Source organism: Phocaeicola intestinalis, assembly GCF_014837065.1.
Taxonomy (GTDB): domain Bacteria; phylum Bacteroidota; class Bacteroidia; order Bacteroidales; family Bacteroidaceae; genus Phocaeicola; species Phocaeicola intestinalis.
The window spans coordinates 1-22,422 of record NZ_JACSPP010000064.1 but is presented as its reverse complement, the minus strand read 5'-3'; the positions used below and the strand labels follow the sequence as shown (position 1 = coordinate 22,422).

Annotated in this window: 24 protein-coding genes; 16 read left to right on the top strand and 8 right to left on the bottom strand. The window is 45.7% G+C overall.

Going from position 1 to position 22,422, the window contains the following annotated elements; all coding sequences use genetic code 11:
* Positions 1-148: 148 nt before the first annotated feature.
* A complete protein-coding gene (gene efp, locus H9625_RS14960; RefSeq protein ID WP_022038805.1) occupies positions 149-715 on the bottom strand; it encodes an elongation factor P in 567 nt (188 codons plus the stop codon).
* Positions 716-906: 191 nt separating this feature from the next.
* Between efp and rpmH the strand changes: the two genes are divergently transcribed.
* The 7 genes from rpmH to H9625_RS14925 all read left to right on the top strand — a co-directional run bounded on the left by rpmH (position 907) and on the right by H9625_RS14925 (position 6,283).
* Positions 907-1,068: a 50S ribosomal protein L34 gene (gene rpmH / locus H9625_RS14955; protein ID WP_022038806.1), complete on the top strand. Its 162-nt coding sequence runs from the start codon at positions 907-909 to the stop codon at positions 1,066-1,068.
* 119 nt (positions 1,069-1,187) lie between these two features.
* Complete coding sequence (locus H9625_RS14950; RefSeq protein ID WP_022038807.1) at positions 1,188-1,826, top strand: PASTA domain-containing protein; 639 nt, start codon at positions 1,188-1,190, stop codon at positions 1,824-1,826.
* 22 nt (positions 1,827-1,848) lie between these two features.
* Complete coding sequence (locus tag H9625_RS14945) at positions 1,849-2,919, top strand: RluA family pseudouridine synthase (protein WP_087251124.1); 1,071 nt, start codon at positions 1,849-1,851, stop codon at positions 2,917-2,919.
* Positions 2,916-3,896 (top strand): D-alanine--D-alanine ligase, encoded by a 981-nt coding sequence (locus H9625_RS14940; protein WP_022038809.1) that lies wholly within the window; start codon positions 2,916-2,918, stop codon positions 3,894-3,896. Before H9625_RS14945 ends, H9625_RS14940 begins: the two co-directional genes overlap by 4 nt.
* Before the next feature lie 116 nt (positions 3,897-4,012).
* Positions 4,013-5,167, top strand: a complete 1,155-nt coding sequence (locus tag H9625_RS14935; protein ID WP_022038810.1) for a 1-acyl-sn-glycerol-3-phosphate acyltransferase — start codon at positions 4,013-4,015, stop codon at positions 5,165-5,167.
* Positions 5,164-5,826: a NigD1/NigD2 family lipoprotein gene (locus tag H9625_RS14930; protein ID WP_191765123.1), complete on the top strand. Its 663-nt coding sequence runs from the start codon at positions 5,164-5,166 to the stop codon at positions 5,824-5,826. Before H9625_RS14935 ends, H9625_RS14930 begins: the two co-directional genes overlap by 4 nt.
* Before the next feature lie 58 nt (positions 5,827-5,884).
* Entirely contained in the window at positions 5,885-6,283 is a 399-nt protein-coding gene (locus H9625_RS14925) for a rhodanese-like domain-containing protein (protein ID WP_087251120.1), read from the top strand.
* Between the two features lie 255 nt (positions 6,284-6,538).
* Here the strand turns inward: H9625_RS14925 and H9625_RS14920 are convergent, their stop codons facing one another.
* Together H9625_RS14920 and H9625_RS14915 are read right to left on the bottom strand one after the other, a co-directional pair.
* Positions 6,539-7,501, bottom strand: a complete 963-nt coding sequence (locus tag H9625_RS14920; RefSeq protein ID WP_013617457.1) for a Rossmann-fold NAD(P)-binding domain-containing protein — start codon at positions 7,499-7,501, stop codon at positions 6,539-6,541.
* A gap of 27 nt (positions 7,502-7,528) precedes the next feature.
* The gene (locus H9625_RS14915; protein ID WP_191765121.1) at positions 7,529-8,779 is read right to left on the bottom strand and encodes a glutamate-5-semialdehyde dehydrogenase; all 1,251 of its coding nucleotides are present in this window, start codon (positions 8,777-8,779) and stop codon (positions 7,529-7,531) included.
* Between the two features lie 149 nt (positions 8,780-8,928).
* On the opposite strand from H9625_RS14915, the gene H9625_RS14910 reads away from it, so the two are divergent.
* The 4 genes from H9625_RS14910 to H9625_RS14895 all read left to right on the top strand — a co-directional run bounded on the left by H9625_RS14910 (position 8,929) and on the right by H9625_RS14895 (position 10,820).
* A complete protein-coding gene (locus H9625_RS14910) occupies positions 8,929-9,159 on the top strand; it encodes a DUF2007-related protein (protein WP_022038814.1) in 231 nt (76 codons plus the stop codon).
* Positions 9,156-9,626 carry an amidohydrolase family protein gene (locus H9625_RS14905; RefSeq protein WP_022038815.1) on the top strand — a complete coding sequence of 157 codons (471 nt, stop codon included), beginning with the start codon at positions 9,156-9,158 and terminating at the stop codon, positions 9,624-9,626. The genes H9625_RS14910 and H9625_RS14905 overlap by 4 nt, the downstream gene beginning before the upstream one ends.
* A 13-nt stretch (positions 9,627-9,639) precedes the next feature.
* Complete coding sequence (locus H9625_RS14900; RefSeq protein ID WP_022038816.1) at positions 9,640-10,605, top strand: lytic transglycosylase domain-containing protein; 966 nt, start codon at positions 9,640-9,642, stop codon at positions 10,603-10,605.
* A 74-nt stretch (positions 10,606-10,679) separates the two neighbouring features.
* The gene (locus H9625_RS14895) at positions 10,680-10,820 is read left to right on the top strand and encodes a hypothetical protein (protein ID WP_162614446.1); all 141 of its coding nucleotides are present in this window, start codon (positions 10,680-10,682) and stop codon (positions 10,818-10,820) included.
* A 94-nt stretch (positions 10,821-10,914) separates the two neighbouring features.
* Here H9625_RS14895 and H9625_RS14890 read toward each other — a convergent pair whose 3' ends face one another.
* Entirely contained in the window at positions 10,915-11,919 is a 1,005-nt protein-coding gene (locus tag H9625_RS14890) for a class II fructose-bisphosphate aldolase (protein WP_087250948.1), read from the bottom strand.
* A 432-nt stretch (positions 11,920-12,351) separates the two neighbouring features.
* Here H9625_RS14890 and H9625_RS14885 point away from each other — a divergent pair, with 432 nt between their 5' ends.
* Complete coding sequence (locus tag H9625_RS14885) at positions 12,352-12,603, top strand: type B 50S ribosomal protein L31 (RefSeq protein WP_087250946.1); 252 nt, start codon at positions 12,352-12,354, stop codon at positions 12,601-12,603.
* A 71-nt stretch (positions 12,604-12,674) separates the two neighbouring features.
* On the opposite strand, the gene H9625_RS14880 is transcribed toward H9625_RS14885, so the two are convergent.
* Together H9625_RS14880 and H9625_RS14875 are read right to left on the bottom strand one after the other, a co-directional pair.
* Positions 12,675-14,330 (bottom strand): AMP-binding protein, encoded by a 1,656-nt coding sequence (locus tag H9625_RS14880; protein WP_191765119.1) that lies wholly within the window; start codon positions 14,328-14,330, stop codon positions 12,675-12,677.
* Between the two features lie 111 nt (positions 14,331-14,441).
* The gene (locus tag H9625_RS14875) at positions 14,442-14,999 is read right to left on the bottom strand and encodes a helix-turn-helix domain-containing protein (protein ID WP_013617872.1); all 558 of its coding nucleotides are present in this window, start codon (positions 14,997-14,999) and stop codon (positions 14,442-14,444) included.
* Positions 15,000-15,279: 280 nt separating this feature from the next.
* On the opposite strand from H9625_RS14875, the gene H9625_RS14870 reads away from it, so the two are divergent.
* The gene (locus tag H9625_RS14870) at positions 15,280-16,128 is read left to right on the top strand and encodes a hypothetical protein (protein ID WP_087209641.1); all 849 of its coding nucleotides are present in this window, start codon (positions 15,280-15,282) and stop codon (positions 16,126-16,128) included.
* A 139-nt stretch (positions 16,129-16,267) separates the two neighbouring features.
* Positions 16,268-16,609: a hypothetical protein gene (locus H9625_RS14865; RefSeq protein ID WP_191765117.1), complete on the top strand. Its 342-nt coding sequence runs from the start codon at positions 16,268-16,270 to the stop codon at positions 16,607-16,609.
* A 47-nt stretch (positions 16,610-16,656) separates the two neighbouring features.
* Here the strand turns inward: H9625_RS14865 and H9625_RS14860 are convergent, their stop codons facing one another.
* The gene (locus H9625_RS14860; protein ID WP_191765115.1) at positions 16,657-18,414 is read right to left on the bottom strand and encodes a helix-turn-helix domain-containing protein; all 1,758 of its coding nucleotides are present in this window, start codon (positions 18,412-18,414) and stop codon (positions 16,657-16,659) included.
* Positions 18,415-18,501: 87 nt separating this feature from the next.
* Positions 18,502-19,584: a glutamate 5-kinase gene (proB, locus tag H9625_RS14855; RefSeq protein ID WP_087250937.1), complete on the bottom strand. Its 1,083-nt coding sequence runs from the start codon at positions 19,582-19,584 to the stop codon at positions 18,502-18,504.
* Positions 19,585-20,180: 596 nt separating this feature from the next.
* Between proB and H9625_RS14850 the strand changes: the two genes are divergently transcribed.
* Together H9625_RS14850 and H9625_RS14845 are read left to right on the top strand one after the other, a co-directional pair.
* On the top strand, positions 20,181-21,485 hold the full coding sequence (locus H9625_RS14850) for a DUF3667 domain-containing protein (RefSeq protein WP_191765114.1): 1,305 nt from the start codon (positions 20,181-20,183) through the stop codon (positions 21,483-21,485).
* A 48-nt stretch (positions 21,486-21,533) separates the two neighbouring features.
* A complete protein-coding gene (locus H9625_RS14845) occupies positions 21,534-22,316 on the top strand; it encodes a Cof-type HAD-IIB family hydrolase (RefSeq protein ID WP_087250933.1) in 783 nt (260 codons plus the stop codon).
* Positions 22,317-22,422 lie beyond the last annotated feature (106 nt).

The window sequence follows — 22,422 nt, the reverse complement described above, 5'->3', positions numbered from 1 at the left end:
CCCAAAGCACACACGAAAACGGATACATCAAGCCAAGAAAAACTTTTTGGAGAAATTCAAAACAGCTTCTAAAACAGGTTCTAAAAAAGTAAGGCTGCATTCCCCCTTACCGAAAACGCAGCCTATATATAATAAGGTATATACCTGATTAAGCTTTTACACGGCCAACGTATGAACCATCGCGTGTATCCACTTCAATCATTTCATCTTGGTTGATAAACAAAGGCACACGTACGGTAGCACCTGTTTCCACCGTAGCAGGCTTGGTGGCATTGGTAGCTGTATCACCTTTCAAACCCGGTTCGGTATAAGTCACTTTCAGCTGTACCTTCACCGGCAATTCAGCGTAGAGAATAGTCTCTGTAGAAGCATCTGATACGACATCTACCACCATTTCTTCTTTCAAGAAATCAACGCCTTCAATCAGGTCGCGAGCGATGGGCACTTGTTCGTAAGTCTCCTGGTTCATAAAGATATAATCTTCACCTTCTTTATAAAGGTACTGATAAGGACGACGCTCTACACGTACATCTTCCAGCTTTTCGCCGATGTTGAAGCGGCGTTCCAACACATATCCGTCTACCACATCTTTCAGCTTCGTACGCATAAAGGTATTTCCTTTACCCGGTTTTACATGCAAAAAGTCGATGCAAAAATACAACTTGCCATCCATACGGATTGCGGTTCCAATCTTAATGTCTTGAGCATTAATCATAACTGAATTCTTTATTTATGTTATTATTGATTTGTATTCATCACTATCAATTCGGGTGCAAAATTAATCTAAATCACGAAAAAACACAAAAAGATTTGTCTAAAAATGATTTAGCCATTTGGTTTATTTAAAAAAAGTCACTACTTTTGCAGCCCGAACGCATGGAATAATAACATAATTAGATACGAAAAATGAAAAGAACTTATCAACCCTCGAACAGAAAGAGAAAAAACAAACACGGTTTCCGTGAAAGAATGGCAACTGCTAATGGCCGCCGCGTATTGGCTGCACGCCGCGCTAAAGGTCGTAAGAAACTGACTGTCTCTGACGAATATAACGGCGTTAAAGCATAAGTCCGAGACAAAAGAAAAAGCTAAGAGCCGCAAGATGCTGAGACAGTGTTTTGTGGCTTTTCTTTTTTATTGTATCTTTGCAGGCATAACCAAAGACTGATTTTCATAAGACTAAGATTATGATAAAGCTGAAAGATTTTTTCTCGTTCAAGCAAAACCGCTTCTTCTGGCTGAACATCATCGGAATGGTGGTAGTGATTCTGGCAGCCATTGGCGGAACATTGTTCTGGCTGGATGCCTATACACATCATGGGCAATCGTATCTTGTCCCCAACGTCAAGCACAAGTCATTGGAGCAAGCACAACTCTTGCTTCAGAACCAAAACATGCAGGGCGTAGTGGTAGACTCTACATACGTGAAAGAACTCTCTCCGGGCATCATACTCGAACAAAAGCCTGAAGGAGGCATGCGCGTAAAAGAAGGACGCACCATATATCTTACTATAAACACACGGGAGGTTCCCCGTGTGCGAATCCCCGACATTATCGACAACAGTTCCGTACGTCAGGCAGCTGCAAAGCTGAAAGCCATGAAATTCAAACTGACCGAACCGGAACTGGTACCTGGAGAACAAGACTGGGTATATGGCATCAAATATCGGGGCAAGAGCCTGAAGTCGGGTGACAAAGTGCCATTCGAGGCTGTCCTGACGTTGTGCATCGGAAACACTCACCTGCGTGACTCCCTTGCTACCGATACTTTAGGACTCAACCTGGAACAGGAAAGCGAAGCACAAGTAGATGACTCTTGGTTCTAAAAAAGACAATACAGACAGACGAATGGAAGAAAACGACATCACTGAGCTGGACGACTCATTGGACGATATCGAACCGGTAAACTCCTCGTCCGGATTATACGAACATTTCAGGGTTACCGTAGACAAAGGGCAAACACCGGTACGCATCGACAAATACTTGTTTGAACGTATCGTCAACGCATCGCGCAACCGTATCCAAACGGCTGCAGATAACGGATACGTCATGGCAAACGGGAAACCCGTAAAAAGCAGCTACAAAGTAAAGCCGCTTGATGTACTGACCGTCATGATGGACCGTCCCCGGTATGAAAACGACATTATCCCCGAAGACATCCCTCTGGATATTGTGTACGAAGACGATGACTTGATGGTGGTAAACAAACCGGCGGGGCTGGTGGTACACCCGGGTTGCGGGAACTATCACGGCACGTTGGTAAACGCCATCGCCTGGCACCTGCGCAATGTGCCTACGTATGACCCGAACGACCCGCAAGTAGGGCTGGTGCACCGCATAGACAAAGACACGTCCGGCCTGTTGGTCATAGCCAAGACTCCGGATGCCAAAACCCATCTGGGCATGCAATTCTACAACAAAACTACAAAACGTGAATACAATGCACTGGTATGGGGCATCATCGATGAAGACGAAGGAACCATCGAGGGCAATATCGGGCGTAACCCGAAAGACCGTATGCAGATGGCGGTGATGAGCGACCCTACCCAAGGGAAACATGCCGTAACGCATTATCAGGTACTGGAACGTCTGGGATATGTCACCCTCGTGAAATGCGTACTCGAAACCGGACGCACGCACCAGATACGTGTACACATGAAACACATCGGGCACGTACTGTTCAATGACGAGCGTTACGGAGGGCACGAAATATTGAAAGGAACTCATTTTAGTAAATACAAACAATTTGTGAACAATTGCTTCGCCATTTGTCCCCGGCAAGCGCTGCACGCCAAGACACTGGGATTCGTTCACCCCCGCACAGGCAAGGAACTGTTTTTCACTTCCGAATTGCCCGAAGACATGACACATTTGCTGGAAAAATGGAGAGCATACATCAGTAATCGAGAAGAATCATGAAACGTATCATTGCTATCGTAGCAGGAGGAGACTCATCGGAACACGATGTTTCCATGAAAAGTGCAGAAGGAATTTATTCCTTCATCGATAAAGAAACTTATAAAGTATATACCATAGAGTTGGGACACAAAGGCTGGAATGCCATCCTGGAAGACGGCTCGAAGAGCACGGTCGACAAAAACGACTTCAGCTTTATGGAGAACGGGCAAAAGATAAAGCCCGACTTCGCCTACATCACCATCCACGGCACACCGGGCGAGAACGGCATCCTGCAGGGCTATTTCGAACTGCTCGGCATCCCTTACTCCACGTGTGACGTATTGGTATCCGCACTGACTTTCAACAAGTTCATGACAAACCAATATCTGAAAAGCTTCGGGATACGTATCGCAGAATCCATGCTGGTACACAAACGGAACGGCATCAGCGATGAAGAAGTAATCGAGAAAATCGGACTGCCTTGTTTTATCAAGCCCAATGCCAGCGGTTCGAGCTTCGGCGTAACCAAGGTGAAAACCAAAGAACAAATCCAACCTGCCCTGCAAGCGGCTTTCGCCGAATCGGATGACGCCATGATAGAAGCCTATATGGACGGCATTGAACTGGCGAACGGATGCTACAAGACACGGGACAAGTCGGTGGTGTTGCCTATCACGGAAGTGGTCAGCAAGAACGAGTTTTTCGATTTCAATGCCAAATACAACGGACAGGTGACCGAAATCACCCCCGCACGTCTCAGCCCCGAACTGACCGGACGCGTACAAAAGCTCACCTCTGCCATTTACGATATTCTGGGATGCAAAGGATTGGTACGTGTAGACTATATCATCACCGAAGGCGAAAAAATCAACTTGCTTGAAATCAACACCACTCCGGGAATGACCGCAACAAGCTTCATTCCACAGCAAGCACGTGCCGCAGGCATCAATATGGAAGAAATTATGACCGACATCATAGAAGACAACTTCTCGGAATGAAGAATGAAGAATTAAGAATGAAGAATTGCTTTGCCTGCATGGAATTCTTCATTCTTAATTCTTCATTCTTCATTTAAAATGCTTACCTTTGAAGACAAAATTTAAAACCAAACGCCATGAACATTCCAGCCGAATTCGATGAAATACGTCCGTATACGCCAGAAGAGCTTCCACAGATATTCGATGAACTACTTGCCGACCCCGCTTTTCAGGCTGTCATCAGCCTGATTATGCCAGGCATGCCTCTTGATACGCTGAGCCATAAGCTGCACCAGTGCAAAAACAACCTGGAAGTACAAAAAACCATATTCTATCCGTTGCTGCACCAAATCATCAAAGAACACAGCGACGGCTTCACACTGAATGCTTCTTCACTGACCGACAAGGAAAAGAACTACACCTTCATATCCAATCACCGTGATATCGTGCTCGACCCTGGATTTCTTTCCCTCGGACTGCTAGACAACCATTTCCCTACTACAGTAGAAATAGCTATCGGTGACAACCTGCTTATCTACCCATGGATCAAGAAACTGGTACGAGTGAACAAATCATTCATCGTGCAGCGTGCCCTCAGTATGCGCCAGATGTTACTTTCATCTGCACGCATGTCACGCTATATTCATTTTGCCATTACACAGAAAAAAGAAAATGTATGGATAGCCCAACGGGAAGGACGCGCTAAGGATTCGAACGACCGGACACAAGAAAGTGTACTGAAAATGCTGGCACTGGGAAGCACAGGAGACACCATCGACTACCTGAAGGAGCTGAACATTGTTCCCACTTCCTTGTCGTATGAATACGACCCGTGCGATTTCCTGAAAGCCAAGGAAATGCAGCAAAAGCGAGATATCGAAAACTTCAAGAAAAGCCAGCAAGACGACCTGACCAATATGCAGACCGGTATCTTCGGATACAAAGGAAAAGTGTATTTCCAGACCGCACCGTGCATCAACGATGAACTGGAGACCTTACGAGGATGCCCCAAAAACGAACTTTTCTTAAAGATTGCCCAACTTATCGACCAGCATATCCACCTCAACTATCGCTTATATCCGGGAAACTATATCGCTTGCGACCTTTTGGAAGATACACAAAAATTTACCGGACAATACAATGCTGCCGACGTGACAAAATTTGAAACATACCTGCAAGAAAGGCTCGAACTGATTGACTTACCCAATAAAGACCTGCCGTTCTTACGCCGCTGCATTCTTACGATGTATGCCAACCCTGTCATCAACCACCTGAAAGCATTACACACATGACCAAACGTATCTTCGCATACATTTCCTTCCTATGCCTGTTACTGGCTGCATGCAAGGAAGAAACCTATGTATACCCCAGCGTCATAACAGAATTCATCGATCTCCAGACCGATGCAACCGGAACCATTACCCACCTGATAGCTGATGATGGCGAACATTATGCCGTACAACCTCGAGAAGGTCTGGACGGTCTTCGTGCCGATACCCTATACCGCACGGTATCTGTATATCAAATTCTGAATGAGCAAACGGACGGAAATGAACCAGAAGCCATACTCTATTCCAGCAGAACGGTAATTTCTCCTTACCCCGTCAAGGCAGGTGCATGGAAAGACAGCATTTATACCGATCCCGTGGACATACAGAGCATCTGGCGTTCGGGCGATTACCTGAACCTGATTTTAGAAGTACGGCGAAAAGACCAGACACATGCTTTCTATTTCATAGAAGACAGCATATCAGCCGATGCTTCGGACATACGTACACTGAACCTGCAACTCTTCCATAACAGCAACAACGACTATGAAGCTTTTACGGAACAGGCTTATCTTTCCGTACCGCTCCGCCGCTATCGGGACACCTTGCATACAGGAGACAAAATACGCTTCAGGCTCAATACATATAAAGAGGGAGAAACTTACAGAGATTTTACTTATTGAAAATGGAGAAAATAACGCCCTCCCTCACAAATAACAACAAAAAAAAACACCAAGCCTTATGATTAAACCACTTTATTTCTTTTTTTTCGTAATTGTTTGCCTGCTTGGACTGATGGCATGCAGTGCCAGACCGCAAGACAAATTCAAGAATCTCACAGCCGATGAGTTCGACCGCTTGATTCAAGATGAAAACGTGCAACGGGTAGATGTGCGTACGGTAGCAGAATATAGTGAAGGGCACATTCCGGGCAGCTTGAACATCAATGCACTGGAAGACCATTTTGCTGCTGCTTCCGAAGAAATGCTCGACAAAGACCGTCCTGTGGCTGTATACTGCAAAAGCGGACGCAGAAGCCGGAACGCCGCCCGCATCCTTACCAACTTAGGATATAAAGTCTACAACCTCGACAAAGGATTTGACAATTGGAAAGAATACGGCAAGGAAGTGGAAAAATAGTAAATTATGCCTATCAGGAGTTAAAAGGAAGTTATAGGTAGTTATCGCCCGCCGGTGCGGGCTGGGAGTTAGATGCCAATACCTTTTTGCGCCGCTTCTGTAGAGACGATGTGCACATCGTCTCTACTACGTGGCATATACAAAATGCACAAAATAAATACCGCGTGAAGTATAACTCCTGAACGAAGTGATAACTCCCGTGAAACATAACTACGTTTAACTCCTGATTCGCATTATTCATTAGCAACTATTAACTTACAACGCTTGCAACATACGCTTCAGCACGACCGTTGCCGAAATTTCACGGTTCGCAGCTTCAGGGATTACCAACGAAGTAGGAGCTTCTATCACATCATCGGTCACAATCATGTTACGGCGTACCGGAAGACAGTGCATGAAGAACGCGTCATTCGTCACCTTCATGTGCGCTGTATCTACCGTCCAGCTCATATCCTTACTTAATACCTTACCATAATCAGCAGGATTGGTCACACCCGGGCATGCCCAATTCTTTGCATAAATGAAATCCGCTCCTTCGAAAGCCTTCATCTGGTCGTATTCTACTTTGGCGCCACGTACAAACTTCGGGTCGAGTTCGTAACCGTGAGGATGCGTAATCACAAAATCCACATCGGCTTCGTTCATGAAATCGGCAAACGAATTGGGCACAGCCTGAGGCAAGGCACGCGGATGAGGTGCCCATGTCAATACCACCTTCGGACGCTCTGTACGCTTATATTCTTCAATGGTTATCAAGTCTGCAAAAGCCTGAAGCGGATGTCCCGTAGCTGCTTCCATGGAGAATACCGGCTTGCCCGAATATTGGATAAACTGATTCAGAATCTTTTCGGTATAATCATCCTCGCGGCTCTCGAAACGGGCAAACGAGCGTACGCCGATAATATCACAATAGGATGCCATCACCGGAATAGCTTCCAACAGATGCTCGCTCTTATCTCCGTCCATCACCACGCCACGCTCGGTCTCCAGCTTCCACGCTCCCTGGTTCACATCGAGCACAATTACGTCCATGCCCAGATTGCGTGCGGCTTTCTGGGTACTAAGCCGTGTGCGCAAGCTATTATTAAAGAATATCAGCAAGCAAGTGCGGTGTTTGCCCAATGCCTCATATTTATACCGGTCTTTCTTGATTTCAAAAGCTTCGGAAAGGGCGGTCTTCAGGTCGCCCAAGTCAAATACATTCGTGTAAGTTCTCATACAGTTATAACTATTAATTGTCTATTATTAATTATCTCGAATCTGTCCATCTCCTTCTATCAACCACTTGTAAGTGGTAATCTCGCGCAAGCCCATCGGTCCGCGGGCATGGAGCTTCTGCGTACTGATGCCAATCTCAGCCCCTAACCCGAACTGGGCGCCATCGGTGAACGATGTGGGTGCATTGACGTACACACATGCCGCATCTACCATGCGCTGGAAATAAGCAGCGGTATCTTTATCCTCCGTCACAATGCATTCGCTATGCTTCGAACTATAGGTATCGATGTGGGCAAGTGCTTCCTCTATACCCGACACGGTACGGACAGCCATTTTATAATCCATATATTCCGTGCCATAGCTTTCCGGCGAGGCAGGACAAAGCAATGCGGCGGGATAATGCCCTTCGAGTGCCTGACAGGCAGGTCCGTCCGCATACAAAATCACCTGCGATGCCTGCAGGGGCGCACATAATTCAGGCAAGTCCGCCAGACGTTCCCGGTGCACCAGCAAGCAATCCAACGCATTGCATACGCTTACCCGGCGTGTCTTGGCATTATTCACGATAGCAGCACCTTTTTTCAAGTCACCCGCTACATCAAAATACGTATGGCACACACCTGCCCCTGTCTCGATAACCGGCACGGTGGCTTCACGGCGCACATAGTCTATCAATCCTTTGCTCCCGCGAGGGATAATCAAGTCGACCAGCCCTTCGGCATGAAGCAGTTCCGCCGTAGCCTCCCGCTCCACCGGAAGGAGTTCCACGAGATGTGCATCCAGGTTAAACCGTTGCAACACTTCGTGAATCAAAGATACGATGGCACGGTTCGAACAATCCGCGTCATGCCCGCCTTTCAATACGCAAGCGCTTCCGCTCTTGAAACACAGCGAGAACACATCAAAGCTCACATTGGGACGCGCTTCATAGATAATGCCGATAACCCCGAAAGGCACACTCACCTTTTTCAGGCGCAATCCGTTAGGACGCACTGTTTCTTCCAATATCCTGCCCAATGGAGAAGGCAGCGAAGCCACATTCATCATATCCGAAGCGATGCCTCTCAAACGTTCGGGAGTCAATTTCAACCGGTCATATTTCGGGTCACTCTCATTCATGCGCCGCAAGTCTTCGGCATTCGCCTTCAACAAGTCATCAGTCTGTCTGATAATAGCTTCCGATACAGCCCGCAGCACTTCATTGATACGTTTTTCTTCCAGCAGAGGCAACATACGCGATGCTTGTCTCACTTTCTGTAAGGTGTCGGTAATATTCATACACTTATTCCTTTTTACACATTCAAGTCCTTTTTATCCACACAAATGTAAGATTCTTTCGATGAATCCGATACTTTTTTGCCCATTAATTTCCTCTTTTCATAAAACTTTCCTATCTTTGGTTATAGATAAACTAAAAATATACAGTTATGGAAGCAAAATCGTATGGTTCATTAGTAGAAGTCTACAGAGGTGGTCTGTGGGAAGCCGAACTGATAAAAGGATTATTGGAATCGGCAGGCGTATCAGCAATGTTGAAAGACGAAACTCTTTCCGCCGTAACCTCACCTTATTCCGGAATAGGAGGAGAAGTATTGGTTATGGTGAATAAGGAAGAAGAAGTATATGCACGAAAAGTAGTAGAACGGAGACAGGTATGAAAACAATTGTCGTGGCATTTCTTCTTATCATCACACTTGCCATAAGCGACGTAAGTGCCGAGAGTTTACAACCTGCTGCATGGCAAGCCTACGGGATTGCCTTCCAGGCACCCGCAGGCTATACCGTAGAAGACGACTCGGAAGAAGGTTACATCATCAGCACCCCCACTTATTTCATCACAGTGCAACTGCTCGACGGTGAAGGCATTCAACGCTCGGAAATAGCACAGGAACTGAAAAACGTTGCGACAGATGACGAAGTGACCCAGCAAAGCCCTACCGTCGATTTCGAACTTCCGCAATTCTACGGAGTGTTCCTACGCGGAAATTGTGAAAGCGACCAATGTCTGTACAGTTACCTGCTCACCAAAGAAGACACGAGCGGCTTCTATGTTTCTATTGTATACACCGACCCTGCCGACCCACTTCCTGAAACCATACTGAAAAGTTTTACCCTTGAAGAATAACCCTCATAAGAAAATGAAAATATCATTCCCTTTCGGATTGTCTGCGACTGCTCTTTTTCTGGCACTGGTTGCTTGTACCCTATCCTTATGGGCACAAACCTCCGAAAAGCCATCCTCTTCTGCCACATTGTCCAACAGTTGCATCGAAGTGCCACAAAGCATGACCTTCTGTGGCGAAACCATCTCGCTTGCCCGCTTTGACCGCCGCGAACGTATGGACCGCGAACTGCTAGCCTTTTCATATATGCACAGTACCACTTTGCAGATGATTAAACGCGCCAACCGCTACTTTCCCATTGTAGAATCGATCCTGCGCGAAAACGGCGTGCCCGATGATTTCAAATACCTGATGTCTATTGAAAGCAACAACAATCCACTGGCACGTTCAGTTGCCGGCGCAGCAGGTCTATGGCAATTTATGCCCGCCACAGGACGCGAATTCGGACTGGAAGTAGGCAATTCAGTCGATGAGCGCTACCACGTAGAGAAATCTACCCGTGCCGCCTGCCGCTATCTGAAACAAGCTTATGCACGTTTCGGAAGCTGGATAAGTGTAGCTGCGTCCTACAATGCCGGACAAGGACGTATCTCGCGTGAGCTCGACCGGCAATACGAAGAAGATGCCCTTGACCTCCAACTGGTTGAAGAAACTGCCCGCTATGTTTACCGCATCCTTGCAGCCAAAATGCTGTTTGCCGACCCCACCCGTTTTGGTTTCCGCTTGCACGCATCCGATCTCTATCCTCCCATCCCTTATCGTGAAATCAAAGTAGAAGAAACCATCGAGGACTTGCCCCGTTTCGCCAAGAGCCAAGGCATCACATACGCCCTGCTGCGCACGATGAATCCCTGGCTCCGCTCACGTACCCTGCACGTTCACGGCTCGAAAACGTACTACCTCCGCATCCCTGACAAAGAAAGAATGTACTACAATCCGCGTGTCACCTTCCCGCACGACCCGAAATGGGTAGTAGAATAAGCTTTCTTCCTACTTGAAATGCAAGCCTCAAATGGCTGATATATTCCCGCGGCATTCATTTATGTATTTTGTATATGCCACAGGATAGAGAGGATGTGCACTCTACGGAAGCGGTACGAAATGTGCTGAGCAATGCACAAATCCATACCGCGCATGGTATAACTCCCAGCCCGGTGGCCGATAACTTCTGCCAACTCCTTTTCAATCCTGATTAGCATGATGCAAAAAAGCCGCTCCTCCATCACGAAGGGGCGGCTCACATTTATAGTTATAGGTGTATAAAGTTTTTATGCTTTTTACAAGCAATGATTATTGAGCCAACTTGCCGTCTGAGCCCAATACGTTAACGATTTTGTGTTTGTACATCTTTTCCATTTCGTCACGAGCCGGGCCCAAATATTTACGCGGGTCGAATTCAGCCGGTTTTTCGAACAATACCTTACGAACAGCAGCTGTCATGGCAAGACGAGAGTCAGAATCGATGTTAATCTTGCAAACTGCAGATTTAGCAGCCTTACGCAATTCGTCTTCAGGAATACCGATAGCAGCTTCCAGCTTGCCTCCGTACTTATTAATCATGTCTACATATTCCTGAGGAACTGAAGATGATCCGTGCAATACGATGGGGAAGCCCGGAAGTTTTTCCATTACAGCATCCAATACGTCGAATGCCAAAGGAGGAGGAACCAGACGACCTGTCTTCGGATCTACGTGGCATTGTTCGGGTTTGAACTTGTATGCACCGTGAGAAGTACCGATAGAGATAGCCAACGAGTCGCAACCTGTACGGCTAGAGAAGTCGATAACTTCTTCAGGGTTAGTATAAGTATGGTGTTCTGCAGAAACTTCATCTTCTACACCAGCCAATACACCCAGTTCACCTTCTACAGTTACATCATATTGATGAGCGTATTCAACGACTTTCTTAGTCAAAGCAACGTTTTCTTCGTAAGGCAGGTGAGAACCGTCAATCATCACTGAAGAGAAACCGAGGTCTACGCAAGACTTGCAGAGTTCGAAAGAATCTCCGTGGTCGAGGTGAAGAACGATTTCAGGATGTTCGCAACCCAATTCTTTAGCAAATGCTACAGCACCTTCAGCCATGTAACGAAGCAAGGTCTGGTTTGCATAGTTACGCGCACCTTTAGAAACCTGCAGGATAACCGGAGATTTTGTTTCTACCGAAGCTTTGATGATAGCCTGCAGCTGCTCCATATTGTTGAAGTTGAAAGCCGGGATAGCGTATCCACCTTTAATTGCTCTAGCAAACATCTCTCTGGTGTTTACCAAGCCTAAGTCTTTGTAATTAACCATTGTTGTACGTTTTATAATTGTTAGTGAAATTAATTCCATTGCAAATGTAAAAAGAAATGTGGCAAATCCACCACATTCTTCCCGAAAAAACAATCCATGTTAAGGTGTTTTATTAAAATTCACACGTTTTTTTTAAGAATCAGCAAGGATGCAAAGTGAAGGTAGCAAAAACAACAAACGGCTGACAACCAAACACCCTGCCCCCCTTTGAAGAATAAAAAACAAAGAAAGCATTGTTTATTTCCGGTTTTCATCTCCTTAATCAAGAAATCTGCGAATTCTCTCGTGAAAAAACATCCAAAACTTTTTCTATTTCAAAGAAAAGCCGTATCTTTGCAACCCGAAACAAACCATTACACAACAATGTCCGAAAAGAGAATCGGATGTTACCAACAAAACATTGAATAATAACAATAAAAAGTATATACTGAAATGAAAAAAGGCATTCATCCTGAAAACTACCGTCCGGTAGTATTTAAAGACATGTCAAATGGCGACATGTTCTTGTCACGTTCAACTTGTGCAACCAAAGACACAATCGAATTCGAAGGCGAAACTTATCCTTTGGTAAAGTTGGAAATCTCCAGTTCTTCTCACCCGTTCTATACAGGTAAATCAAAATTGGTTGATACCGCAGGACGTGTAGACAAGTTCATGAACCGTTACAACCGCATTAAGAAATAAAATTTCGTATTTTGTTCCATAACAAGACCGGGCATCCTGCATTCCAGCAACGATGCCCGGTCTTGTTTTATTTATCCATTGTCCTTTTCCCGGATTTCCACGCGGCGGATTTTCCCGCTGATAGTCTTAGGCAATTCTTCGACAAATTCTATCACACGCGGATATTTATAAGGAGCAGTTACCCGCTTCACATGATCCTGAAGTTCCTTTATCAAGTCGGGACCGGCTTTTGCCTTATAATCTTTTGCCAATACAATGGTAGCCTTCACCACCTGACCGCGGATTTCATCAGGCACTCCCGTTATGGCACACTCTACTACGGCTGGATGGGTCATCAGGGCACTTTCCACTTCGAACGGACCGATGCGATACCCCGAACTCTTGATGACATCATCGGCACGTCCTACAAACCAATAGTAACCATCTTCGTCACGCCAAGCCACATCACCGGTGTAATATACTCCATCGTGCCAAGCCTCACGGGTCAGTTCGGGCGCACGATAATATTCCTTAAACAACCCCAGCGGTTTGCCTTTGTCGGTACGTATCACAATTTGTCCTTGTTCGCCATCCTCGGCAGAGCGGCCGTCAGGTTTCAACAGGTCTATCTGATATTGAGGATTAGGCACGCCCATGCTTCCCGGCTTGGGTTCCATCCACGGGAAAGTGGCAAGTGTCAAGGTAGTTTCGGTCTGTCCAAATCCTTCCATCAAACGGATGCCCGTTATCTTCAGGAAGGTTTCGTAAACCGAATAGTTCAACGCCTCACCCGCCGTGGTACAATACTCCAATGAAGACAAGTCGTATTTGTTCAAGTCCTCACGGATAAGGAAGCGGTAAATGGTGGGAGGTGCACAAAGTGAAGTGATGTGATAATCGTGAATCTTCTTCAGAATATCAGCAGGTGTAAACTTCTCGTGGTCGTAGACGAAAATGTTAGCCCCTGCTATCATCTGCCCATACAGTTTTCCCCACACAGCCTTGCCCCAGCCTGTATCGGCAATGGTAAAATGCAGGCTGTCTTCGTGCAGGTTATGCCAGAAGCTCGCCGTAGTGATATGTCCCAAAGGATAGGTGAAATCGTGTGCCACCATCTTCGGTTCGCCGGTAGTGCCCGAGGTGAAGTACATCAACATGATGTCATCGTTGGTGTTTACATTCGCGGGACGTGTGAAAGGTGCAGCATTTTCGATGCCTTTATGAAAATCCTCAAATCCTTCGGGATACTCAGGACCTACGCTGACCAGCTTTTCTACGCTGGGTGACTGAGGCATTGCATCTACGATATGTTTCAGAATCACTCCTTCACCCGCAGCTACAATCATCTTGATAGTAGCAGCCTGACACCGATAGACAATGTCTTTCTTCGTCAGCAAGTGGGTAGCAGGGATCGCCACAGCTCCTATCTTGTGCAAAGCGATAATCGAAAACCAGAACTCATAGCGGCGTTTCAATATCAACATCACTTTGTCGCCCTTGCCTATTCCCAGACTCTGGAAATAAGAAGCGGTCATATCGGTATATTTCTTCAAATCGGCGTAAGTGAACTGGATACATTCGCCTTTGTCATTGGTCCACAACAGTGCATTCTTTTCCGGACGTTCTGCTGCCCAAGCATCCACGATGTCGTACCCGAAATTGAAATTCTCAGGCACATTTACTCTAAAATTCTTGATGAAATCCTCTTGCGAGGAGAAAGTTGTCTGACTTACAAATCTTTCTAACATACGTGTTTCGTTTTTTTCACCACAAAGAACACAGAGGCATACGGAGGAAAATTTAAAACCTCTGTGATACCCTGTGTCCCCTGTGGTGAATTTCCATTATATAAACCAATTTTATTGCATCACTACCGCAAGGAACTTCACGGTTTTTCCATCAAGCGCCAACATGCCGTGCGGCTTGCTTGAATCGAAATACAGGCTGTCACCCGGATTCAGTATCAGTTCTTTCCCATTGATGTTCAATAACAGGCGGCCTTCTATTACTAAGTTGAACTCTTGTCCTTCGTGTGTGTTAAAGTATACGGCAGTACCTTCGGGTTTAGGTTCTACCGTCACAATAAACGGGTCGGCTATCCTGTCCTTAAATCCCGAAGCGAGTGATTCATACTTATAAGCCTTGGTACGTTCTACCGAAACTCCTGTCCCTTTACGGGTAAGGAAATACGATTTCATCTTCGGCTCCTCACCAAACATCAGTTCATCTAGCGTAATGCCATATTTGTGGGCGATGCGTTGCAAAAGACTGACCGAGAGGTCGCTTTCTCCTGATTCAAGGGCACGGTATTCTTCAGCTGTCAGTTTACAGTCCGATGCCACTTCTTCCACGCTTAGCTCCAATGCGTCGCGCAATCCCCGCAAACGCTCGGCAATTTGTTTTATCTGTTCATCCATATCTATAATTCTGTTAGTTCTTGCCAAAATTACGAAAGATTTTGATAAGGAACGGCAGAAAATTGGAAAAATTATAAAAATAGTACGCCTTCAAGTCAAAAAGGCCTCTTACTCATTTCATTAGACAAAATGAGACACAATAACGGACAAAGTGAAAGCGACAAGTAACTCTTAGCACTTTGTCTGATATAAAGAATCAATAACTTTGCAAAAAATTAATATCTTATAACAATTTAGGCTTATGAATTTACGACTTCTTTTTTTATTGGCAACATGCTTTATGTTATCAACTGTACACGACATACAAGCACAAGTAGAACGAAACGCCATTTATAAAATAGGTATAGGGCACTTTAATTACACTCCGAAAGGAGAAAATGACAATGCCGGCAAAGTATTGAAAAATATCACTTCATCAATTATAAAAGGGAAAAATACCACCCAGCTGTCCGATTATGCCGATGATGTAAGGGCAAGTATCGCCAAAGGATTCGGGAATGTAGTCAGACTGCAGGTGATAGACGGGAAAACATTTCAAAACGAAAAACTTCAAGACAAAAATCTTCTTTACACAGACGGAACCATTGTCAGCATCAGTGCTACATCCAACGGTCCTTCGCTTAAAGAACGGAAAAGGCTGAAAAATTCAGCGTTTACACCTTATACGAATGTGGAAGCCAACATAAGCGTAACCGTTAATGTAAAGAATGCATATACCGGCGTGATGGAAGACAGCCGTACTTTCAATGCCAGTGGTTCTGATACAGCCAGCGAAGACAAGGCGGTGACGGCAGCACTCAGTAACCTTTCCGGAATCATTGCCGGTTATTTCAATGCCAGGTATCCCGTCAATGCCACTATCATAGAGCGGGGTGAAATAAAAAAAGAAAAACAAAAAACGGTATACATTGATTTAGGCACTTCGCTGAGTGCTTACAAAGGCCAGCAGTTTGATGTCTATTCGGTAAAGGAGATTGCCGGGAAAGAGGCACGGATTGAAATCGGCCGTTTGAAAGTAGAAGAAGTACTGGGAGAGGAATTAAGCCTATGCAAAGTTACAAAAGGAGAGAAAGAAATAAAAACGGCATTAGACAACGGAAGCACATTAGTGGTTACCGTCAGAAGATGAGATTAATAATCCTAAAATAAAAAGTATGAAAACAAAGCAAAAAATTCAAAGAATGAAACAAATGATGCTTCTCATTTGTTGTTTGTTACCCATCTTTTCATCCTGTTCTTCGGATGAAAGCAGTACTGCAAATTTTACAGTGAGATACCAAGAACACTCTCCTTGGACCATAGACCCAGCCATTGTTGAAACCATCTTGGAATACCAAGACCAGCAACAGCTGATAAATAACTCTATCCCCATCACCATCGACCATGCCGAACTTACAGACGAAGATCTCAGGGATATGGCTATGCAGGCAAGCTACCAAGCCATCCAAAACATGGGAAAACATGATTATAATCAGGTAATACGGGATGCCGGACTCAGTGTTTCTGAGCCTGTCACCTTAACAATCAGCTATCAAGTAGGACTTATAGGGAATTGGGGAGACGACTTTATCTCTTACGTAAGTTTCCCATTAGAAATCAACCTTCAATAATCCATGCACACCGACCGGAATCCGGACGACTCTCAGTTTGTGTGATTTCATTCAAACTGAGAGTCGTTCTCTTTTCCGAATGCCTTCATATATTGTGCCGGAGTCATGCCGCAGACCTTATAGAAAGCACGGTAAAAAGTGCTATGACTGTTGAAACTTGCTTCTTTGGCTATCGCATCAAATGACAGGTTCGGTTTTTCTTTCATCAACTTTATCGCATATTCCACACGCAAACGATTCAGATAAGAACTCACATTATCTGCATTGGCATACTTACGGAGGATACGCGGCAAATCGTTCTTATTGATATTGCTCAAGCTTATCAGTTCATCTCGGCCAAAATCGGGCTGGAGGAAAAGCTTGTCTTTCACTACAGCATATTCCATACGTAAAAAACGCCTGTTCTCCATCGAGATGTTATCTGCACAATCCGATACCGAGTCCGAAATTCCTGTTCCATCAGGTTGGCTTTCCTGATTTTTCAATGCTTCAGGATTTCCACAACAAACCTTATGCAATTCTTCACGTTGTGCCAACAGTTCTTCGATTTGCTTTACAGCTATGCGGTTTTTCCGACGGGTAATAGTCAGATTCCGGCAAGCAATCACTAAAAAGATTACCAAAAAGAACAATAAGCAACATAAACCACCCATCAGGAAATTGCGCTTCTGCACTTCAACCTGCGTATTTGCCAGTTGCAATTCTTTCTCATGCAAGCGGAAAACCGTAGCATACTCATGTGCCCGACTCGCCTGTTCACGGCTATAAATGCTATCGAGCAACACAGTAAGCCGTTGCTGGTAGGCATCCGCTTTCTCATAAAGTTTCAACCCACGATATGCCTGGGCAAAACGGTCTAATATCACACTATAATTATAGTTTAACGTATCATTGCCATTTCCTCCCTGCCGGTAAGCCAGCATATCAACCGTATTCAAACGCAGCACTTCCTCATATCGCCGCATCTCCAACAAGTATGGAACAATCTCACTGGCACCGAAAGGTGACTTTGACATTTCGGTCTGTTCAAAACGATTGTAATATTCAGCCGCTTCTTCCTTTTTACCTGCCAGTAAAAAAATGTATGCCATTTTCGAATAACAATACCCATATTGCTGGTCAATGTATCCGGCAGGCGGACCAGACATCTTGCTCATGCGATGTATCAATGCCTCACGCAGTTTGCCTATTTTAATGGCTTCCTCATAATTACCACTATCAATAAAGATTCCCATCATTCCACCATAAGCTGTAGAAAGGCGTGCCATGACACTTACATTTTTGGTATCTTCGATAAGACTGATGCCCTTCCGGTAAAATGTCAGAGCCTCATCCCTCCGCTCCATATTCCGGTGCATGCGTCCTAAATTAAAATATACGCTAGCCTCTTTATCCGGTCTATCCAATTGACGTGCCAGCTCCATCATCTGCTTTCCGAAACGGATAGCATCTTCGTTTTTCCCCTGTTCGACCAAAGTCGTAAGCAACATTGCCAGCACTCTCAGTTTCCGCATGGGAACCAACCGTATAGAGTCTTGAGCCAAAGCTTTCCGCGCAAATCTTTCCTCCAGCAGATATTCACCCCTTACCTCATAACACATGCTTCGCAACATGTCTATCTCGAAAGGCTGTAACCCTGGCACATGATGCTCTTCGATGGAATCCAACAGTTGTAATGTCTGGTTGGGTTCCTGCAAATGAATCCGTTGTATGTATTCAAAACTGATGACACTATCGGGCACCTCCGATACTGCCCAACATTGCCCCACTCCCAATAGGAAAAGGAATAAACAGATAATTTTCATGTCTCTAAAAACCACATTTTGATGGCAAATATAGATAAAAAAAGAATGCCTGCAAAAAACAAATGCATTTCATCCATACATTATCTGTCATTCCAGATACAAATAATCGTAATGCACCAGCGGACGTTTTCCATGTTTGCCCAACATCAGTCTGGCATCTGCCGAACTTACTCCGATACGCCCTACCCCTATCTGTATTCCTCCGGCATCCATAATCCTCACTATATCATCTTTTTCGAAATCTCCCTTGATGCATGTTACACCTACCGGCAGGATACTTACCGCCTTCTTGCCTTTTAATGCCTCTACAGCCTGAGCGTTTAAGTGCAACTCTCCCTTGGCGAACCCTTCACTATGGGCTATCCATTTCTTTACACTCGATACAGCTTCGGATGCAGGCACAAACCGTGTACAAACCGTGTCTTCGGGATACTCCAGCAAATCGGTCAAAATATTATCCCGTTTTCCATTGGCGATAATAACCGTGATACCCTCGTCTGCTACTTTACGGGCAATAGTGGTCTTGGTAAGCATACCACCCCGACCGAATCCGGATTTTTCGGTCTGTATATAGTCGGACAGATCTTTCCCTTGCTCTACTTCCCGTATCACCGAAGTGCCAGGCTCTGAAGGCGAACCATTGTAAATGCCATCGATGTTGCTCAGGATAATCAACGCCTGCGCATCAAGCATCGAAGCCACCAAGCCCGAAAGCTCATCGTTATCCGTAAACATCAGTTCGGTCACCGAAATGGTATCGTTTTCATTGACTATGGGAATCACTCCGTTCTCCAGCATCACCTGCATGCAATGCCGTTGGTTCAGGTAATGCCGGCGTGTGCCAAAACTTTCTTTCGTGGTCAACACCTGCCCTACGGCTATGCCGTGCTCGCGGAACAGTTCATAATAACGGTTGATTAATTTGGCTTGCCCTACGGCCGAATACAGTTGCCGTTGGTCTACGCTGTCCAGCTTACGCGAAACCTTTATCTCACTCCGCCCCGAAGCGACTGCTCCTGAAGAGACCAGCACCACTTCCACTCCTGCCTTGTGCAACTCTGCTACCTGGTCGACCAGTGCCGACATACGGGTCACGTCCAGCGTCCCGTCCTTCCGTGCCAGCACATTGCTTCCTATTTTTACCGTTATCCGACTGTATTGATATGCCATATTTCCCTATACCTTATATTATATATACTTGATTCACCCTGGCCGCACCACAGACGACATAGATTCGTACCTTTCATTTCTGCCATCCACACTCCGGCAACAGGAATACAAAAGTATAAAATTTCCGTGGAATAACCTTGCACTTTTCAGCGGATTGAGCCAAGAAGGTTTCTTTTTTTCATTTTCCGATAGGCGGAAAGCGTTACTCTATACCTTCGCTTAAAGGCAGTTCCGGCACTCCAGCATTCCTTCGGCATATTCGCTTACCGCAAGGACGGCTAATCCACACAGCTGTACCGACATTCCATACGATATTCATCGAACAGAGGAGATAACAGTATCAGCTAGTTTCATAATATAGAAACTAAAGTTTAAGTGCAATGAAACTATAGTTTTAATAATATGAAACTATGGTTTCAATGCTCTGGAACTACTGACACTTATAACTTCCTCTGGAAAGGCATACAGAAGACATCGGATTTTTATCTTATCGCGTAAAACAAAGCGGACGTCAAACGAAAAGCAATACACGGATTTTTAGTACAACCGGATACAAAATACAAAGGTTTTTGTTAAGTTTGCAAACAAAAAACGTTATGAATCGAACTTCACGTACAAAAAAACCTATTCATATCAGACAAATCCTTTGGTTGCTCTTGCTACTGTTCTTCTGCTATTACGAGTTGTTTCCCCTGTCGGAAGCTGACACATTTTTCTTCCCGACCTTGTTTCTCCTCAGCTTGTGGTTCACCGCACAGCGCCGGCGCATACTCCCCCTTGCATGGCATAACGCACTTGCCTCTTTCCTGCATCCTCTCACGGTGCGCCTGCGTGTATTCCATATCTGGCAGATACGTGGCAATGTAGCTCCGCCACTGAACACTAAACCTTGCACGTGCAAGAATTGTGGCGATACGTTCACGGGCAACTACTGTCCGCGGTGCGGACAAAGCCGCAACACTCCGCGATATGTACTGAGAGGCATTGTGGGCAATATACTCCGAACCGTGTTCCGCGTAGACGGGAAGTTCGCCCATACCCTGCTGGAACTACTCTACCGTCCCGGACACATGATGCGCGACTTCATCCGTGGACGGCGCATAGGTTATACCCTCCCGCTGGCAATGGTATTCCTGATGACCGCCTTCTATACGCTCACCGCCCAGCTGATAATACCCGAAATACGGGAAAAGAAAGAAGAACAGACCGCAAAGAAAAACGATGTTCCACTCACAAAAGCAGAAACCCTGCAAGCTACCATCGACAAGCTGGAACTCGAAAAAGGACAGACAGACAATCCAGCCATGCAAAAGAGCCTTGAAATTTCCATCAGCGAAACGGAAAAGGCACTAGCCGAAATACAACGCCAAGACTCCATTGCCGGCAAGCCCCAGTTTAATAGCGACCTTGATGAAATATCGTCCTCCGTCTACACAAAAGTAGAAACATGGCTGGAAGATGTACCCTTTCTGGCGAATGTATGGAACCTGCTGAAACGATGGGGGCACGGCAACAAGGCTTTTCACATTCTTCTTACCCTGCCCTTGCTTGCCGTCGCCACCCGCTGGGCATTCTACCGGCGCAGGAAACCCGACATGTTCAACCTGATGGAACATATCCTCATACAGGCATACATCGCTACACAGATTTTGCTTATCAGTACCCTTGTAGTACCGTTCAATGGCACGGCACACGTAGACGACCTCTATGAAGTCCCCTTCTGGTTCATCTTCCTCCTTTTCTGGTGGGACTATCACCAACTATACCTCTACACATGGTGGCGCAGCTTCTGGAAGACGGTCCTGATGTTCACTTACTGCCTGGTGATAGTGGTCATCCTCGCCATGACAGGTGTACTGTTGCTTTGCCTGATACAAGGAACCACCACGCTTCATTTGTAAATATGCAGGGAATTGTCTACTTTTGTACCCAGAAATACAAGTCAACTTATGGTCAAAGCAATCTTTTTCGACATAGACGGGACATTGGTATCATTTCATACCCATACAATTCCCGAATCTACCCGCCAAGCTCTTGCCGCTGTACGCGAAAAGGGAATCAAGGTATTCATCGCAACCGGACGCCCCAAAGTATTGATGCAAAAAGCAGTGGGCAATCTGCCTTTTGACGGCTACATCACCTTGAACGGTGCCTATTGCTTCACTTCCGACCACAAAGACATCTACAAAGGCAGCATTCCGGAAGATGACATCGAACGCCTCATCCTGTTCAATAAACAACATCCGGAACTCCCGTTCGTATTCGTCCACGACGATACATGGTTCATCACAGGGGTGAACGAGGCTGTACAGGAAGTAGCAGACCTGATAAAAATCGACATACCTCCCGTACAACCCATCGAATATGCACGAGGCAAGGAAATTCTGCAAATCATGGGCTACTTCAAGGCGGATGATGATAACAAAGTATTTTCGGGTATACTGAAACACTGCGAACCGATGCGCTGGTATCCCCTCTTTGCTGACATCATCGCACGGGGAAACAGCAAGAGCCACGGCATCGACAAAGTTATCGCCTATTACGGCATCGACCTGAAAGACACCATGGCGTTCGGCGATGGCGGAAACGACATCCCGATGCTACGTCATGCGGGCACAGGCATAGCCATGGGAAATGCTGCTCCCGAAGTGCAGGCGGCCGCCAACTATGTAACGACATCGGTAGACGAAGACGGCATCCTGAACGCATTGAAACATTTCGGCGTGTTGTGATAAAACTCACCACAGAATACACAGATTTGATAAGAAGCTGTTTTGAATTTATCGTGCGATGATTTGGGATGAGTTTTTGAGGCATTTTCGCTTCTGTGATGAGGAA